At 55.9% G+C, this 14,135-nt stretch carries 25 protein-coding genes and 1 tRNA gene; 8 read left to right on the forward strand and 18 right to left on the reverse strand.

Going from position 1 to position 14,135, the window contains the following annotated elements:
• Positions 1-30: 30 nt before the first annotated feature.
• From gyrA to HNR55_RS08770, 4 genes are all read left to right on the forward strand, one after another.
• The gene (gene gyrA, locus HNR55_RS08755; protein WP_166113397.1) at positions 31-2,835 is read left to right on the forward strand and encodes a DNA gyrase subunit A; all 2,805 of its coding nucleotides are present in this window, start codon (positions 31-33) and stop codon (positions 2,833-2,835) included.
• Complete coding sequence (gene coaD / locus HNR55_RS08760) at positions 2,832-3,359, forward strand: pantetheine-phosphate adenylyltransferase (protein ID WP_086647031.1); 528 nt, start codon at positions 2,832-2,834, stop codon at positions 3,357-3,359. The genes gyrA and coaD overlap by 4 nt, the downstream gene beginning before the upstream one ends.
• A gap of 43 nt (positions 3,360-3,402) precedes the next feature.
• On the forward strand, positions 3,403-3,894 hold the full coding sequence (locus HNR55_RS08765) for a peptidylprolyl isomerase (RefSeq protein WP_166113394.1): 492 nt from the start codon (positions 3,403-3,405) through the stop codon (positions 3,892-3,894).
• A gap of 204 nt (positions 3,895-4,098) precedes the next feature.
• Positions 4,099-4,174 (forward strand) — tRNA-Lys (locus tag HNR55_RS08770).
• 55 nt (positions 4,175-4,229) lie between these two features.
• Here the strand turns inward: HNR55_RS08770 and HNR55_RS16955 are convergent.
• From HNR55_RS16955 to HNR55_RS08850, 17 genes are all read right to left on the reverse strand, one after another.
• Positions 4,230-5,267 carry a site-specific integrase gene (locus HNR55_RS16955; protein WP_242005486.1) on the reverse strand — a complete coding sequence of 346 codons (1,038 nt, stop codon included), beginning with the start codon at positions 5,265-5,267 and terminating at the stop codon, positions 4,230-4,232.
• Complete coding sequence (locus HNR55_RS08780; protein WP_166113391.1) at positions 5,248-5,478, reverse strand: helix-turn-helix transcriptional regulator; 231 nt, start codon at positions 5,476-5,478, stop codon at positions 5,248-5,250. Before HNR55_RS08780 ends, HNR55_RS16955 begins: the two co-directional genes overlap by 20 nt.
• Entirely contained in the window at positions 5,471-5,881 is a 411-nt protein-coding gene (locus HNR55_RS08785) for a DUF551 domain-containing protein (RefSeq protein WP_166113388.1), read from the reverse strand. The genes HNR55_RS08780 and HNR55_RS08785 overlap by 8 nt, the downstream gene beginning before the upstream one ends.
• 262 nt (positions 5,882-6,143) lie before the next feature.
• Positions 6,144-6,704 carry a hypothetical protein gene (locus tag HNR55_RS08790; RefSeq protein WP_166113385.1) on the reverse strand — a complete coding sequence of 187 codons (561 nt, stop codon included), beginning with the start codon at positions 6,702-6,704 and terminating at the stop codon, positions 6,144-6,146.
• Positions 6,701-7,075 (reverse strand): hypothetical protein, encoded by a 375-nt coding sequence (locus HNR55_RS08795; RefSeq protein ID WP_166113382.1) that lies wholly within the window; start codon positions 7,073-7,075, stop codon positions 6,701-6,703. Before HNR55_RS08795 ends, HNR55_RS08790 begins: the two co-directional genes overlap by 4 nt.
• Positions 7,072-7,281, reverse strand: coding sequence for a Lar family restriction alleviation protein (locus tag HNR55_RS17280; RefSeq protein ID WP_373318144.1), 210 nt, complete (start codon positions 7,279-7,281; stop codon positions 7,072-7,074). The genes HNR55_RS08795 and HNR55_RS17280 overlap by 4 nt, the downstream gene beginning before the upstream one ends.
• Positions 7,260-7,748 (reverse strand): hypothetical protein, encoded by a 489-nt coding sequence (locus HNR55_RS08805; protein ID WP_166113376.1) that lies wholly within the window; start codon positions 7,746-7,748, stop codon positions 7,260-7,262. Before HNR55_RS08805 ends, HNR55_RS17280 begins: the two co-directional genes overlap by 22 nt.
• Entirely contained in the window at positions 7,745-8,146 is a 402-nt protein-coding gene (locus HNR55_RS08810) for a hypothetical protein (protein WP_166113373.1), read from the reverse strand. Before HNR55_RS08810 ends, HNR55_RS08805 begins: the two co-directional genes overlap by 4 nt.
• The gene (locus HNR55_RS08815) at positions 8,143-8,529 is read right to left on the reverse strand and encodes a hypothetical protein (RefSeq protein WP_166113370.1); all 387 of its coding nucleotides are present in this window, start codon (positions 8,527-8,529) and stop codon (positions 8,143-8,145) included. The genes HNR55_RS08810 and HNR55_RS08815 overlap by 4 nt, the downstream gene beginning before the upstream one ends.
• The gene (locus tag HNR55_RS08820) at positions 8,526-9,359 is read right to left on the reverse strand and encodes a recombinase RecT (RefSeq protein ID WP_166113367.1); all 834 of its coding nucleotides are present in this window, start codon (positions 9,357-9,359) and stop codon (positions 8,526-8,528) included. The genes HNR55_RS08815 and HNR55_RS08820 overlap by 4 nt, the downstream gene beginning before the upstream one ends.
• A 3-nt stretch (positions 9,360-9,362) precedes the next feature.
• A complete protein-coding gene (locus HNR55_RS08825) occupies positions 9,363-9,824 on the reverse strand; it encodes a siphovirus Gp157 family protein (RefSeq protein WP_166113364.1) in 462 nt (153 codons plus the stop codon).
• On the reverse strand, positions 9,821-10,021 hold the full coding sequence (locus HNR55_RS08830) for a hypothetical protein (RefSeq protein ID WP_166113361.1): 201 nt from the start codon (positions 10,019-10,021) through the stop codon (positions 9,821-9,823). The genes HNR55_RS08825 and HNR55_RS08830 overlap by 4 nt, the downstream gene beginning before the upstream one ends.
• Complete coding sequence (locus HNR55_RS08835) at positions 10,018-10,335, reverse strand: hypothetical protein (protein WP_166113356.1); 318 nt, start codon at positions 10,333-10,335, stop codon at positions 10,018-10,020. Before HNR55_RS08835 ends, HNR55_RS08830 begins: the two co-directional genes overlap by 4 nt.
• Positions 10,336-10,413: 78 nt before the next feature.
• A complete protein-coding gene (locus HNR55_RS08840) occupies positions 10,414-10,671 on the reverse strand; it encodes a hypothetical protein (protein ID WP_166113353.1) in 258 nt (85 codons plus the stop codon).
• Between the two features lie 128 nt (positions 10,672-10,799).
• A complete protein-coding gene (locus tag HNR55_RS08845; protein WP_048854815.1) occupies positions 10,800-11,294 on the reverse strand; it encodes an ImmA/IrrE family metallo-endopeptidase in 495 nt (164 codons plus the stop codon).
• Positions 11,294-11,626: a hypothetical protein gene (locus HNR55_RS16725; RefSeq protein ID WP_206752450.1), complete on the reverse strand. Its 333-nt coding sequence runs from the start codon at positions 11,624-11,626 to the stop codon at positions 11,294-11,296. The genes HNR55_RS08845 and HNR55_RS16725 overlap by 1 nt, the downstream gene beginning before the upstream one ends.
• A 154-nt stretch (positions 11,627-11,780) precedes the next feature.
• On the reverse strand, positions 11,781-12,140 hold the full coding sequence (locus HNR55_RS08850; RefSeq protein WP_166113350.1) for a helix-turn-helix domain-containing protein: 360 nt from the start codon (positions 12,138-12,140) through the stop codon (positions 11,781-11,783).
• Positions 12,141-12,231: 91 nt separating this feature from the next.
• On the opposite strand from HNR55_RS08850, the gene HNR55_RS08855 reads away from it, so the two are divergent.
• Positions 12,232-12,435 carry a transcriptional regulator gene (locus HNR55_RS08855; RefSeq protein ID WP_166113347.1) on the forward strand — a complete coding sequence of 68 codons (204 nt, stop codon included), beginning with the start codon at positions 12,232-12,234 and terminating at the stop codon, positions 12,433-12,435.
• 96 nt (positions 12,436-12,531) lie between these two features.
• Here the strand turns inward: HNR55_RS08855 and HNR55_RS08860 are convergent, their stop codons facing one another.
• Positions 12,532-12,804: a hypothetical protein gene (locus tag HNR55_RS08860; protein ID WP_166113345.1), complete on the reverse strand. Its 273-nt coding sequence runs from the start codon at positions 12,802-12,804 to the stop codon at positions 12,532-12,534.
• Positions 12,805-12,892: 88 nt separating this feature from the next.
• Here HNR55_RS08860 and HNR55_RS08865 point away from each other — a divergent pair, with 88 nt between their 5' ends.
• From HNR55_RS08865 to HNR55_RS08875, 3 genes are read left to right on the forward strand one after another with little or no spacing between them, the layout of a single operon-like run.
• On the forward strand, positions 12,893-13,144 hold the full coding sequence (locus HNR55_RS08865) for a hypothetical protein (RefSeq protein WP_166113342.1): 252 nt from the start codon (positions 12,893-12,895) through the stop codon (positions 13,142-13,144).
• On the forward strand, positions 13,141-13,317 hold the full coding sequence (locus HNR55_RS08870; protein WP_166113339.1) for a hypothetical protein: 177 nt from the start codon (positions 13,141-13,143) through the stop codon (positions 13,315-13,317). Before HNR55_RS08865 ends, HNR55_RS08870 begins: the two co-directional genes overlap by 4 nt.
• 7 nt (positions 13,318-13,324) lie before the next feature.
• On the forward strand, positions 13,325-13,963 hold the full coding sequence (locus tag HNR55_RS08875; protein ID WP_166113336.1) for a hypothetical protein: 639 nt from the start codon (positions 13,325-13,327) through the stop codon (positions 13,961-13,963).
• Positions 13,964-14,135 lie beyond the last annotated feature (172 nt).

Raw genomic sequence — 14,135 nt, forward strand, 5'->3', positions numbered from 1 at the left:
AGCCGCGCAGCATGACAGAACGGATGAACCTTGACCGAGATTTCTGACCAGACCGGATCACCGCAGCCTTCAGACCTTGTGCCCGTGACCATTGAGGAGGAGATGCGCTCCTCCTACCTTGCGTATGCGATGTCGGTCATTGTCAGCCGTGCGTTGCCTGATGTGCGAGATGGTCTCAAGCCCGTGCACCGGCGTATTCTTTACGCCATGCACGAGAGCGGCTTTACGCACGACAAGCCTTACCGCAAGTCCGCCCGTGCAGTGGGTGAGGTCATGGGTAAATATCACCCCCATGGCGACAGCTCCATTTACGAAGCCATGGTGCGTATGGCGCAGTCCTGGTCCATGCGCGTCAAGCTGATCGACGGGCAGGGTAACTTTGGCTCGGTGGATGGGGACAGCCCCGCCGCCATGCGTTATACCGAGGCGCGTCTGGCCCGCTCCTCCACTTTTCTGCTCGGTGACATTGACCGCGATACGGTCGATTTTCAGCCCAACTACGATGAAAGCGAAAACGAACCCACGGTTCTGCCCGCCGCTTTCCCCAACCTGCTGATCAATGGCGCAACCGGCATTGCCGTGGGTATGGCCACCAATATTCCCACCCATAATCCGGGGGAAGTGGTGGATGCCACACTGGCCCTGATCGCCAGACCGGACATGACGCTCGAAGAGCTGATGGACATTGTGCCCGGCCCGGATTTTCCCACCGGTGGCACCATTCTGGGGCGTTCTGGCATCCGCAGCGCCTATGCTACGGGGCGCGGCTCCATCATCATCCGCGCCAAGGCCGATATTGAGGAAATCCGCAAGGACCGCAAAGCCATTGTGGTGAGCGAGATCCCCTATCAGGTCAACAAGGCCACCTTGCAGGAGCGTATTGCCGATCTGGTCCGCTCCAAGCAGGTGGAAGGCATTGCCGATATCCGCGACGAGTCCGACCGCTCGGGTATGCGCGTGGTGATTGAAATCAAGCGTGATGCCACGCCCGAAGTGGTGCTGAACCAGCTTTACCGCTTTACCCAGCTTCAGACCTCCTTTGGCGTGAACATGCTGGCCCTTGATGGCGGCAAACCCCGCCTGATGGGCCTGAAGGATGTGCTGGAGGCCTTTATCGCCTTCCGCGAGGAAGTGATTCTGCGCCGCTCGCGCCATGACCTGAACAAGGCGCGCGACCGGGCCCATATTCTGGTCGGGCTGGTTATTGCGGTTGCCAATATTGATGCCGTTATTGCCCTTATCCGCGCAGCGCCAGATGCCGCTACCGCGCGGGAATCGCTTATGGCAGCGCAGTGGAATGCCGCGGATGTGGAACCCCTGCTGGCCCTGATCCACGATGAAGGCAACGTGGTGGTGGATGGCAAGGTCCGCCTGACCGAAGCACAGGCACGCGGGATTCTGGAACTGCGCCTGCAACGCCTGACCGGGCTTGAGCGCGACAAGATCCAGAACGAACTGTCCGAAGTGGCGGTGCGGATTAACGAACTGCTCGAAATTATCAGCAGCCGCCCCCGCCGTATGGAAGTGCTGTGCGAGGAACTGGCCCGCGCCCGTGCCGAACTGGTAACCCCGCGCGTAACCGACATTACCGATTATGACGGGGATCAGGATGATGAAAGCCTGATCGAACCAGGCCAGATGGTTGTGACCATCACGCGGGAAGGCTTTATCAAACGCACACCGCTGGATGTGTTCCGCGCGCAAAACCGTGGTGGCCGTGGCCGCACCGGGGCAGGGACCCGTGGGGATGATATTGTGGTGCGCTCCTTTAACGCGCACACGCATCAGTGGGTCATGTTCTTCTCCTCCGGTGGTAAGGTGTACCGCCAGAAGGTGTGGCGTCTGCCAGAGGCTGGCCCCGCCGCCAAGGGCCGCGCGCTGGTTAACCTGCTGCCTGATCTTGGAACAGACACCATTACCGCCGTGCTGCCCCTGCCGCAGGACGAGGAACTGTGGGAAAGCCTGCACCTTGTCTTTGCCACCGCCAGCGGGGGTGTGCGCCGTAACCGGCTGAGCGACTTCCGCAATATCCGTGTTTCGGGCATGATCGCCATGAAGCTCGATGACGGCGATAGCCTGATCGGCGTTGCCACCTGCCGCGATGGGCAGGATGTGTTCCTTGCCACCCGCAAGGCGCGCTGCATCCGCTTCCAGATTACCGATGACACGGTGCGTGTGTTTGCCGGGCGTGGGTCCTCGGGTGTGCGCGGGATCCGTCTGGCTGAGGGCGACCGGGTGATCAGCCTTGCCGTGCTCAACCATGTTGAGGCCACGGTGGAAGAACGCGCAGCCTACCTGCGCATGGCCAACGCCAAACGCCGGGCCGAAAACGTAGCCGACACCGAGGATGATACCGACGTATCCGTGGTGGATGGGGATGAGGATGAAGGTGCAACCGGCACCGAAGCCCTGACCCCCGAACGCTTCGCCCAGCTTGAAGCGGCCGAAGAAGTGCTGCTGATTGTGAGCGATGGCGGGTTTGGCCGCCGCTCCTCCGCCTATGATTACCGCGTAAGCGGGCGTGGCGGGCAGGGCATTACCAACATGACCTTCTCTGCCAACAAGCGCGGGACGGAGGTTTCGGCCACCCTGCCGGTGCTGCCGGGTACGGATGTCATGCTCGTGACCGATGCTGGCCGCCTGATCCGCGTGCCGGTTGATCAGGTGCGTATCATGGCCCGTCAGGCCAGCGGGGTGACCCTGCTGCGCCTGAATGATGCGGAACGCATTACCAGTGTGTTCCCTGTCATGGATGATGGTGAGGACGAAGCAGGCGAGGCGGAAGATGCCGCTCCCCGGCAGACCTCGGATGATGGTGCCGGTCCCACGGTATGACCAGCCCTGCTGCCGCACCCAAACGTGTCGGGCTGTACGCTGGCACGTTTGACCCGGTAACAGTCGGCCATCTGGACGTGATCGAGCGGGCAAGCAGGCTGGTGGACCGGCTGATTATCGGAGTTGCCCGCAACCCCGGCAAAAGCCCGCTCATGCCGCTTGAAGAGCGGATCGAATGCGTGAGCGAGGCCCTGCCCGCCATCAAGGCGCGTACAGGGGGGGAGATGACGGTTGTCTCTTTCCATTCGCTTCTGGTGGAGGCGGTGCGGGCCAATGGGGCTACGCTTATTTTCCGTGGCCTGCGCGTTCTGTCCGACTTTGATTACGAAGTGCAGATGACGGGCGTAAACCGGCGGCTGGATAGCGGGATAGAAACCGTGTTCCTTATGGCGTCGGAGCGCACGCAGTTTATTTCCTCCCGTATGGTGAAGGAAATTGCCAGCTACAACGGCGATATTTCGGAGTTTGTAACACCCTATACCCAGGCGCGCCTGCTGGCCCGTCTGGCTGAACGCACGGGCTGAACCGCGCATTTGGACGGGTGTTACCTTAACAGGAGAGTTTCTGATGTCCACAGAAGATAAAAAAGACCTGATTTACATGGATGTGCCCGCAGGCCGCGTGGTTATCCGCCTGCGCCCCGATCTTGCCCCCAAGGCCGCCGAACGCCTGCGCACGCTGGCCGAACAGGGTTTTTATGACAACGTGGCATTCCACCGCGTTATCCCAGGCTTTATGGCTCAGGGTGGTGACCCCACGGGTACTGGCATGCACGGTTCCGACCTGCCGGACCTGCCCGCCGAATTTACCAACAAGGCCAAGTTTGAACGTGGCACCATTGGCATGGCGCGCACGTCTGACCCGAACAGCGCGAACAGCCAGTTCTTTATCATGTTCGAACCCTCCCCCCATCTGGATGGCCAGTACACCATTGTGGGTGAAGTGGTTGAAGGCATGGAGAACGTGGACAAGATCAAACGTGGCTCCGGCTCATCCGGCGTGGTGAACGAGCCCGACCGGATTGCCAAAATGGTCCCGGCGGACAAGGCGGAAGCCTGATCCCACGCAAACGGCCCGCCCTGACCCGGCGGGCCGTTTTTGTATGAACCCTTGCGAGACATGGCCGCTTATTGCGCCCGCGATAGGTCTGATGTGGCACAAAGAGGCGGAAAAATGCCTTTGTGTGCTTGACGCAGGGGGTTAATCCGGTTAGGAACAGCCCCATCACGCACGGTCTCTGACCGCCCGCGTGGTTTCATGTGTGAGCCGGTAGCTCAGCCGGTAGAGCATTCGACTTTTAATCGAATGGTCGAGGGTTCGAGTCCCTCCCGGCTCACCATTTCTTCCCAAAAAGTGCTAAAAACTGCCATTTTTTGAATGGTTAGAAAGTAAGGTTATACAATACCCTTCCTCTGTAGGGTGGCCATAGCATCTTCCGCCAGCTTTTTGCGCTGGGCAGATTTGGTATATCTCTCCACCTCTGCAAGTGTGGAGTGGCCCGTTATTGATGCGATCTGGTGAGTTGTGCATCCCGCCTCGGCAAGTCGGCGCGCGGCGGCCTTTCGGAGGCCGTGCGGTGAGCACCCAGATGGAAGCCCCGCTTCTGCGCACCATTTGACAAACTGGTTATAAAACCCGTTCGACGAACATTTCTTACCAGATGCAGTTTGCAGGAATGTCGCCCCATGGCAGGGGAAAGATTTTATTGCCTCGACGAGTTGGGCATGCATGGGTATCTCAAGGTACGCGCCTGTTTTGGCCTGCGTAATTCTTATTGCGCCACCTTTGATGGAAAACTCCCCCATCTCCACAACATCGCTTCTTCGCTGCCCGGTATAGAGCAGAAGTGCGAAGGCAAGCCTCTGCCTCGTGCCAATAGGCCACCTGCGCTCATATTGCTCTATTTGCTCCTCTGTCCATGCTGCTACCCCTTCCTCTTTAGTTTTCAGGCGCTTCACACCTATCGTGGGGTCGTTCTCAAGCCATCCGATCTCTATTGCGTAAGAAAAGACAATCCTAAACATACGCAGGATATGGTTTGCACGCGCTGGGGTTGATGCGCGCGCCTCAAGTATATGCCTTATATGGACAGCCCTGAATTTCATCACATGAAACTGCGCATACGGCTGGGCGCGCATATACTCCAGTATGCGCCTATATGTTGTTTGCGTGGATGGTTTTATGCTTTTGAAGTGAGCTGACCCATACCAACGCTCAATTAGATCGCACAGAGATTGCTCTGCATACTTTCTTTCTGGTTCTTCATCTTTGAGAGATTGCATCGCTGCCATATAATAGTGTGCGAAATCATGAGAGCTTGGGGAGGGAAGGGCAATCGCCCTCTTTCCCGGCACCCTCAAATAACACCTCTCCTTCCCATGCCGGTCTTTGTAGACTTGGATGTGTTTGATTCTAATTGTTGGTGATCGCATCCATTAAATCATCTTCTGATGTCTGGTTGATAAGACCGGCGCGGGCATCAATCCATTTATCAAGCTGGTCTTTTAGCCATACTGGCCTACGAGGCGTCAGATAAACAGGGCGCACAGAGGGGGCTACGGTGCTGCGAAAAGCCGTTTCCGATAAGCCCACGTATTGGGCCGCCGATGAAATCGGCAGGCAGCGCGGAACAATATCACCCATCCGTCACATCCTTCCCCGGAATAGGCCGGTCGTTGCGTACCTCTGGGATGGTTATTGTGTCGGGGGCAGCTTGCGGTGTTGCGTTGGGTGGAGTGGGGAGGGATTGCCAGTGGGTAGGTTCATCTCTCAGCATCAGGCCGTTTGTAGTCTCTCGCCAGCCCGTGCCCCAGAACGACACCACATCACAGCCAATGTGCTTTACTGTGACAAGGATCAGCGTTCCATCCTTCGGCGCGCTCGCAATCGGCCTCCAAGCTGCCGCGTCTGCTGCTGCGAGGGAGACATGCGCCAAGTCAAAAAAGGCATCCTGCGTGCAAAGCCTTGCTGCGCCCAAAGCTTTACCGTTTTTCATGAACTCTTTGCAGATGGCCCGGGCGACCGCCTCAATCCTTGGGTCAGTCATCTCTGATCCCTCCATTCCTTAAGCCTCGAAAGGCTTTCGTCCCGCCCAGACTTCCAGCCTGTTGAATTGCATGCGGGGCACTCAATCTCTCCATAAAAGGCGTTTCCTGAGCATGACGGACACGCTTGGCATGGGCTTGGAGGATAACAAACATCCTCCTGCCATCCTTCGTGCGCCTCATCTATGTCGATAAGGACGCCATTAACGCACTCGGTATCACCAAGATTGAGCCAGCCGTTTTTGCAATGTGTGCAACCATCCATCACCCCACCTCCCGCGCTGCGTCGATGGCGGCCCGGATTGTTTCAGAACTCCCGATGACACGCTCTCGGGGTTTGGCCATATGATGCTGCACGATGTCGCAGTAAACGTCTGCATCCCCGGTATCTGCTATTGGTTCTGATCGAAAGCGCACATCACAACATCCGCTTTCTAACCAATCCAACCGCTCACTATCCCGCCTGATATTCTTGTATTCTTTTGGGAATAAATGCAGAAGTTGGCTCCACGATGGAGCCGCAATCTCTCCCCTCAGCATGTTTACATGCACGCACTCAGGATTTTTGAGTTCCCGCGCAATCTCCGCCCGCACGCGCTGTTCTGCTCGGAGTTCGGCTTCGAGGATGTGGGGCGCAATGACTGAATCATATAATTCAGCAGCTAACTCACCACATTCGCTTTCCCCGACATCGACGGTTCTCCCATCTGGGGTTAATGCGTCTATGAGAGGGTATTCATACCCATCATCTCCATATGTGTGCAAAAGCGTGTAATCCTTCATCGCTTCAATTATTTTCTCAATCTGTTCCTTTCTCGTCCTCATGGCGCGGCTCCTAGGTTGCGGATAGCTTGAGCAATGTGACGTGCCGTATTGCTCGGAGAGAGTTCAGTGCCGTCCCAGCTTTCTCCGATATGAAGCGCCTCTTGAACGCACCGCTCCCGCTCCCCCGCCACCACCTCGTCTATTTGCGTGGGGGTGAGGCAGGGGCCGATGTATTTGGTTCCAACAGTATCTTTCAGAATTTCAGGAATCGTTCTGTAAAACCGTTTCTGGCTATCCCACCAGTATTTGTTTGCAGAGTCCCAAAAGAATAGACCGAGAGAATAGGTGCGCAGGCTATGCCACCCATCCTGCTCAGGGAACATCGGAACACCGGGCCGCTCAGGGTTAGGCCAGTTTGTGGAATTGGTCACGCCTTCTCTCCTGCGCGGGAGTTCCATGCAGCGGTAGATGCCTTCCGAGTTCTATGCCGCGTGAACTGCCGTGATTGGCACGATACGCAAAAGGCACGGTAAAACGGCCTCTTGATGCTTACCCTATACCCTTTAATGATTTGCGATTTCCCGCCACAAAATGGGCAGCTTTTCAGTTCCTCGCTCATGCCGCCACCTCTGGCCATGCAAAGTCATCACCGCGGTAAAGCGGACACATAGCGAAAGCCGCCGTTTGGCCGACCGGGGTAGCATGAAAATAGCAGTCGCCTTCTCCCCATCCTTTCTTGGTGCTTTCCATCAGGCCAGCTTCGACAAGTTCAAGCATCTGCGGATTATTGGATGAGCAATAAAAGTGGGAGCGATAACCGCATTTTTCTGGCCGTTCACGCGTCACGCCACATGCGTGAAGCAGCTTCTCCAAGGCGATCTTGGAAACGCTAGTGGCCTCTGTAGGGATGGGTGGGAAAGTAATATCTGCGCTATGTTCGCGGAGCACCCGGATGTCAGCAAACGTCACTGCATCATTACAGTCTGAAACACTCAGATAGGCTTCATAGCGAGCTTTTCCTGCCGTGGCAGCATATTCAATGCTTTCGCCGTCATATCCACGTATGGAAACACGCCATGCCTTGCGGGTTCTGGTTGCGCTCATGCCGCACCGCCTTTCAGGGCTTTTGTGCATGATGCATGGATTCCACAAAACATCATTACGGGGTCACTATTCCCCATAATGAGGCGGTCAATCCGCTCTAAGTGATGACGCAACCGCACAACCTCAGCCTCAAGCGCCGCGATCTGGGCTTGCGCATCGGACTGGCGGACGAGTTTTATGCTTTCCGTGCACGGCTTTGCGCGAGATAAATACCCTGATCGGCAATTGTCGTAAGCTGCCACCTCCAACTCACCACCCGTCACAGGCGTTCCGATGGCAAGAATAGCTTTATCATGGCTATCGTCAGGCTTTCCAAAAGCAGCAGCATCAACAAGGAGTTCTCGTGCCGCCTCACTCAACGGAAACCGCACGAACACGCCGGTGGGTTTGTTGCTCATGCACCCTCTCCCGGCAGGACTTCGCGGACGTGGATTGTGCGGATGAAATTAAAGGAACCTTTCCACTCGGCGGCCTCTTCTTCCGTCTCAAACATTCCCCCCCATCCGCCATTCCTAAACTCATTAACCCAAAACTCCCGCGCCACAGGGACTTCGCGGGCGTTCATGATGTCGTATTCCGTGTCACTCATGCGTGTTGAGTCAAACTGCCCATTAGATTCCCATTTAGTTAGGTCTTTTGAATCGCCCTCGTAACCCAGAATTTTCCCATTCCGATCCACCTTTACCGCTATCTCAATGGGAGCCTTCTTCCGATTACAAAACGGCCCCGGATGCTCCGGCGTGTACGGGCCGATGATTTCTAGTTTCGTTTTCTGGGTCATGCTGGCACCTCATCAACAGGCGCATTGGTATAGGCGGCTTCACGAAAAACCTCGGCGCGTCCTGAGATGATGTTGCGCACAGCATCGACGGTTTTTGAGGGAATTGGTTTTCCCATCTCGCGTGCTTGGTCTATCTTTTCATCCCATGCCTTCCACAGACCGTTGCAACATTCCGTGTCCATGCATGCGGCGGCACGGCCTGCATATAGCGTGACATATCGCTCGTGACGCTCCTCTTCCGTCAGTTCGCGGTGTGATGGGGGTGACGGGATTGAGTGCGCATCAGGTGTGATGTCAATTGCCTCCCGCTCATGATGGGAGGTATCAAACTCGTCAGGCGAGTAAACGCCCAGCATTACTTCCGGCGCATGTCTTCGGGCCCATACCCGGGCAGCATGATAGGTCAGCATTTGGTCTGGCGTTTTTGACCACCATTCGTTGGTGGTCTTGGCGCTTTCAAGAGTCACTTCTACCGTGCGCTCTTTAGGCTCACCCCGAATGTGTCCAGAACAGATGACTTTGCGCTCGTTGCCGTCACCCGCAAAATCGTATCGCAGGCGGCCTTCAAGGATGCCGCTTGTCTGGATAGCCGCTGCTACTAGCTTCCCTTCAAAGCACATTTTCCCGCGCACAACTGCCGTAGCTTGAGCAACTGCAAACGGCGACATCTGCCAGCGCATCGCTTGCTCAATGACCATAAGGCAATCTCCCGGACTTCCTTGGAGGTGTTGCGGAACCATCTTCGCGGATGCCATGGCTTTCGCCAGGTTCATTGCCCCTTGCATGCCGTCAATCGCAAAAGCACCCGCGGCCGTCAGTGCATTACTCATAATTCAAGCATCCTTGCGGGCGCTAACAACCAGAACGGGTGCGCCACCATTGGTTAGGGAAACGCCGGGAATACTCTTCTTCCGGGCGAGTTTTTTCATTTCGTTGGTCTGAAACTTGTCAGGCTGGGGCTGCCAGAGTTCCGGGTACGCTGCCTTCAATGCCGCTTCATCCGTCACGAACGGTTCTGGCGGTTTATCGCGCAGGCTGGCCTTCCAGTTTTCTGACTGGAAACCTGTCACGCCATCGCTTGACATACGTTGGGCCAGTTCGGGCCGTAGGAGTTGCGCGGCCTGCTTGCCCTTCCGTTCCAGCTCCTCTGCCGCGCCGATAAGTTCCAGATAGCAGGCATCAATATTCGCGCCCTGTTCACGTATGGCAGTGATGAACTGGCTCCATGCTGCTAAAGCCGGGCGCAGAACGTCTGCGTGTACACGGTTGGCGACTGCGAGGAGGGGATCACTCACGCCACCACCTCCTGAGCCTTCATAAGCTCCGCATCAAACGCCGGAACGCGTGGAGGGCGTGTGCTGGCGTCCAGCTTTTGCCCAAGGCTCAGCAGATAGTTTGCGCTGCCCCAGCTCAAGTTCTGCTCTTTGAGGCACATCATTGCTGTCGTGATAACGCACCCCAGATGTTCTTTTTGCTGTTCGGTAAGCATCACGCCGCCACCTCCAGCCCACGCATGGCATCATGTCGCGTTTGTGCGACAACCCCACGCTCCATACGGTTCTTTTCGTGAAGCTCACGCACCGCGCAAACCATGTCGCCAATGGCTTCCTCAGCAAAAGCCAGCTCAACAGCGGCAAACCTGTTGTCAGTGAAGAACGGAAAAGTCATCGCGTCTGCTACGCGCAGCAGGTTTACGATTGCCGTTTCATATTTCTGCACCTCGATGGCAACAAAAGGTGTCAGCCCCTCAGTGCTGAACATGCCTTCGTTAAGTGCCTTCTCGTACGCCTCGTTTTTGTAAGACATTTTCCAAACTCCCTCGTGGGAAACATTCGGCCAATGCGGCCACAAGACCCGGCCCGCGAGCCGGGAAGTGCGGTGGCATCAGGGGGTTAGGTAAGGAAGCCGGGATACACCAATCAGATCCGCTCCCACGTTCAGAACGCAGAACAGGACATTAAGCAGGTCCGCCGTCACGGCTGGCGCGCTCTGGGCGAAACAGACGTACGCAATCATCGCAGTCCAGAACACTGCGCCGATGGCGAGCTGTACGAACGGGTTATACAGAGCAGCCAGCGCCCAGCTTGTGGCGATGTAGTCCCATTGCTGGGTTATTGGTTTTTGTGGAGTGGTTTGGTTCATTGCCCATCACCTTCGTGGTTGATGGGTTATGTGTGACATGACATCACATATTGCGTCAATAAAAATTGTGAGATGAAATCACATTACCGCATAAAAAATATCCCGGCGCTGGGCCGGGACGCGGTAGCTTAGTAGCCCAATTGAGACAATCTGATCCTGGCGGCCTCATCTGAGGCTCCAAAGACTCTGGCAATTATAGATGGATTAGTCACCCCTGCTTTGCAGAACGATCTCACCAACCCTTCTGGCATGAGAAGTTCGGCTGCTAATCTGTTGGCCTGATACTCCTCGTTCCTAGATGCTCCACTACGGTACATGGCATCATCAACTAGCCCGCGCTGGTCAATAATATCTCTATGAAGGAGAAAATGAGATATTTCGTGGGCAAGTGTGAATCGCTTCCTATTTGGCGAGTGATCCTTATTGATCGATATTAGGTAAGAGCCATCCCGAAGCAGCCGAATTGACCCGGAGGTATTGGGGTCTTTGAATGTGGCATCAGGATCAACGCCGATTTTAAGGGCGCGCGCCATTCCAAAAAGATCAACCGGTGCGGAGTTCTTGAATTTATCCACAATATCAAAGGGCGTGAGGCCAAGCGCAACATTGATTTTTGGCAACATCAACTATCCTCCCCATACCCTAACGTTTCCGTCTCACCATTATCATCATTTGGCGCTGTCCCTATGGAAAGCAACGCTATCTGACGCCTCATTTCGTCTACAGCGTCCTGTGCGGTTTCCCTAGCTATATTTTCAGCCTGCTCGCGGAGTGTCGCGTATCCCCATATGGCAATGATCCCAACCATCAGCGTTACGGCAGCCATTACTATAGTGGCCGCCGTTAAGGCCATTGTCGCTACAGTAGGTCCGTTCCAATCGCCATCGAATGACGCTCGATGGTAAGAAAAGAAGACAATTATAACCCCAAATAGAATTACATTTGCAGCGAACATGGCGCGAGAGCACCAGCGCCGAGTTATTGCGCGCTTCGTCTCAACTCTACGTGAATTCATCGTATTTCCAAGCTAAGTCAACTCACTTGTCGTTCTCATTTTGTTCTGACATACTCACCCTATGGCACAGCTTCATAGAGTCGAGGGCGAGGGGTTACGCAGCACTGGTGGGGTCAGCTCTGTCAGCAAGCCGCTCGGCCACGGCTCTCAAGGCGGCGCGCTCCGCATCGTTCATGGCCCTCCACATGCGGATGAGGGAGCGCTCGTCGGCGTCTTTGATGACCTCGCCAGATCCTTCAAGAGAAGGAACCGTTTGGCCGTGGCGAAGGTAATCAAGAGAGACACCGTATAGATCGGCCAAGGCGCACATCTTATTCCATGCGGATGGAATACCTTTGCTTTCCATCCGAGATAGATACGTGCGGTCAATACCAGTGGCGGCCTGAATATCCACCTGGTTCAAGCCACTATCAATGCGGAGCCGTTTGATCCGCGCGGCAAAGGCTTTGTCCATTTCGATATAGTGGCACTTTCCTACGTTTCATGTGTGAGGTCAGGGCACGTTTTTCCTTGACCAAATTTGTGATGTCATGTCACATTGCGGCATGAGCATAAAAGCAATCATCAAAAAGGCTGGAGGGCCATCAAAGGTCGCCCGTCTTCTCGGCATTCATCACAGTGCGGTCCTGCGCTGGCAGGATGTCCCCTACGAGCGCGTCCTTGAGCTTGAGGCCGCAACTGGCATCCCCCGCGAAGAACTCCGGCCCGACTTCTTCAAACGCACCCCCACCGAGGAGGCGCGGGCATGAGGAGAAAACTGAGCGCGGCGCACCGGCAAATGATTTGGGACTGTTTTGGATGGGATTACTCGTGCCTTACAAAGGAAGAGCGAAAAAAATTCACTCCTAAATATACCGAGACCGTCTGGCTTCTATCGCGCCCAAAACCTCGTCCATCTGAGCAATGGCAATCGCAAGAGCGGAGGCGCGCAGGTCATCCGAGTTGGCAGTGCACTCCTTCTCAAGAGCGGCCTTTGCCTCGGTCAGACTCTCAAAGATCGCAAGTTCGGCTGTTCGGTCTGTTTTCGACAGATGGGACAGAAGACTTTGCCAGACGTATTTTGCAGCGATTGAGTTCGCGTAGGCGGCATCAAGCATCGCTCGTTCGGTCTCATTCATATCGAATCTCCATGGTGATTGTGGCGATTGCCATGGTGATGCTGCTGCGGGCGCTGGTCAATCGGCGTCCGCAGCATGGCGGTGCGGCATGAGGATCGGACCCTTCAACGCATGGGTGTGGCTGGATAGCTCGGCTACATCTCACACTTTCAAGCTGTCCATATCCCGCAGCCAGCCGGAATTTGCCTTCCTTATTCGCGGTCTGGCTGCCCGGTGCATGCTGCAGCTTATCGCGTGGATGTTCCGCGATATGCCCGGTGTGAAAGGGAAGCCGGAGACAGTGAAGCGCATGATCGCTGCACTGGCCCCGGTCTTTGATGGGGAGGGCGTTACGAAATGAGCGCCATCCCACCCGGATACAAAGCAGCCTATTGCCGCCCGGTCAGTGCGCGCGAGTGGACCGCCTTTGGTTCGCCCAGTCTGTCCCCCAACGCCATGCGCCAGCTTGGCAAGCCCCAATGCATCGAAATCCGTGACGGTGATGTGATCATCCTCTGCATGAAGGTGAAGTGATATGGAAATGAGCAAATCAGAACTGTGCAAGCAGCGGGCTGCTGAGCGCAACGAGAAGATTGTCGCACTGCATGCCACGGGCATGCTGACGAAAGACATAGCCAAAGAGGTCCGTGCCTCTGAAAGTACAACCTGCAACATCCTCAAGAAGGCTGGGCTTTCCAGCCATGGCGCCCTCAAGAACAGCACGCGGAAGGAAAGGCTCGCGGCAATCCGTGGCCAGCACGCCCAGGGCCTTACGAATATCAAAATTGCTGAGGTTGTTGGTCTGAGTCCTGCAACTGTTGGGCAATACGTTCGGGAAATGGGCCTCATACCCAACCAGAATGCAGGTATCTTTGGGGCTGCCGCAAAAAGCCGTGCATCTTTTAATGAGCGCATCAAAAGCGTTGCGCGCCTGATCAAAAAGGGCATGAGCCACGAGCAGATAGCGGCAGAGATGAGGGTGACGGTTGGGGTTGTGAAGAAATGGTATGCCTCCGCCAAGATGCTGGGAGCTTCCGGCGCGCCTGCCGCGCAGAAGGTAGCCCAGCAGGAGCCAAAGCGTTCCGATCTGAATAGGGATCCTCTTCCTGTTGGCCATCCCATTGCCGTGGATGCCATGTGGCGTGGCCTTGAAAAATACCGCGAGCCTCTGGCGCTTTAACCCCCGCACGAACCCATGCCCGTAACTGCATCCTCAATCCCCAATTTCTGCGCGACTTCCTCCAGCAGGGCACGCCTCTGCTGGATGGTCGCGTATGGGTGCAGGAACGACCAAAGCTCCGCTGCTCTGACAGTAGACTGCCAGAGGAACGGAGTATTGTGCATGGCGGCGG

It is taken from the genome of Acetobacter lovaniensis, assembly GCF_014207635.1.
Taxonomy (GTDB): Bacteria; Pseudomonadota; Alphaproteobacteria; order Acetobacterales; family Acetobacteraceae; genus Acetobacter; species Acetobacter lovaniensis.

Bases quoted from the DNA above. Each gene is read 5' to 3' on its own strand.
- coaD (WP_086647031.1), top strand. From the start codon at position 2,832: ATGACCAGCCCTGCTGCCGCACCCAAACGTGTCGGGCTGTACGCTGGC.
- HNR55_RS08765 (WP_166113394.1), top strand. From the start codon at position 3,403: ATGTCCACAGAAGATAAAAAAGACCTGATTTACATGGATGTGCCCGCA.
- HNR55_RS16955 (WP_242005486.1), bottom strand. From the start codon at position 5,267: ATGCGATCACCAACAATTAGAATCAAACACATCCAAGTCTACAAAGAC.
- HNR55_RS08780 (WP_166113391.1), bottom strand. From the start codon at position 5,478: ATGGGTGATATTGTTCCGCGCTGCCTGCCGATTTCATCGGCGGCCCAA.
- HNR55_RS08785 (WP_166113388.1), bottom strand. From the start codon at position 5,881: ATGACTGACCCAAGGATTGAGGCGGTCGCCCGGGCCATCTGCAAAGAG.
- HNR55_RS08790 (WP_166113385.1), bottom strand. From the start codon at position 6,704: ATGAGGACGAGAAAGGAACAGATTGAGAAAATAATTGAAGCGATGAAG.
- HNR55_RS17280 (WP_373318144.1), bottom strand. From the start codon at position 7,281: ATGGCCAGAGGTGGCGGCATGAGCGAGGAACTGAAAAGCTGCCCATTT.
- HNR55_RS08805 (WP_166113376.1), bottom strand. From the start codon at position 7,748: ATGAGCGCAACCAGAACCCGCAAGGCATGGCGTGTTTCCATACGTGGA.
- HNR55_RS08810 (WP_166113373.1), bottom strand. From the start codon at position 8,146: ATGAGCAACAAACCCACCGGCGTGTTCGTGCGGTTTCCGTTGAGTGAG.
- HNR55_RS08815 (WP_166113370.1), bottom strand. From the start codon at position 8,529: ATGACCCAGAAAACGAAACTAGAAATCATCGGCCCGTACACGCCGGAG.
- HNR55_RS08820 (WP_166113367.1), bottom strand. From the start codon at position 9,359: ATGAGTAATGCACTGACGGCCGCGGGTGCTTTTGCGATTGACGGCATG.
- HNR55_RS08835 (WP_166113356.1), bottom strand. From the start codon at position 10,335: ATGTCTTACAAAAACGAGGCGTACGAGAAGGCACTTAACGAAGGCATG.
- HNR55_RS08840 (WP_166113353.1), bottom strand. From the start codon at position 10,671: ATGAACCAAACCACTCCACAAAAACCAATAACCCAGCAATGGGACTAC.
- HNR55_RS08845 (WP_048854815.1), bottom strand. From the start codon at position 11,294: ATGTTGCCAAAAATCAATGTTGCGCTTGGCCTCACGCCCTTTGATATT.
- HNR55_RS16725 (WP_206752450.1), bottom strand. From the start codon at position 11,626: ATGTTCGCTGCAAATGTAATTCTATTTGGGGTTATAATTGTCTTCTTT.
- HNR55_RS08850 (WP_166113350.1), bottom strand. From the start codon at position 12,140: ATGGACAAAGCCTTTGCCGCGCGGATCAAACGGCTCCGCATTGATAGT.
- HNR55_RS08855 (WP_166113347.1), top strand. From the start codon at position 12,232: ATGAGCATAAAAGCAATCATCAAAAAGGCTGGAGGGCCATCAAAGGTC.
- HNR55_RS08860 (WP_166113345.1), bottom strand. From the start codon at position 12,804: ATGAATGAGACCGAACGAGCGATGCTTGATGCCGCCTACGCGAACTCA.
- HNR55_RS08865 (WP_166113342.1), top strand. From the start codon at position 12,893: ATGAGGATCGGACCCTTCAACGCATGGGTGTGGCTGGATAGCTCGGCT.
- HNR55_RS08870 (WP_166113339.1), top strand. From the start codon at position 13,141: ATGAGCGCCATCCCACCCGGATACAAAGCAGCCTATTGCCGCCCGGTC.
- HNR55_RS08875 (WP_166113336.1), top strand. From the start codon at position 13,325: ATGAGCAAATCAGAACTGTGCAAGCAGCGGGCTGCTGAGCGCAACGAG.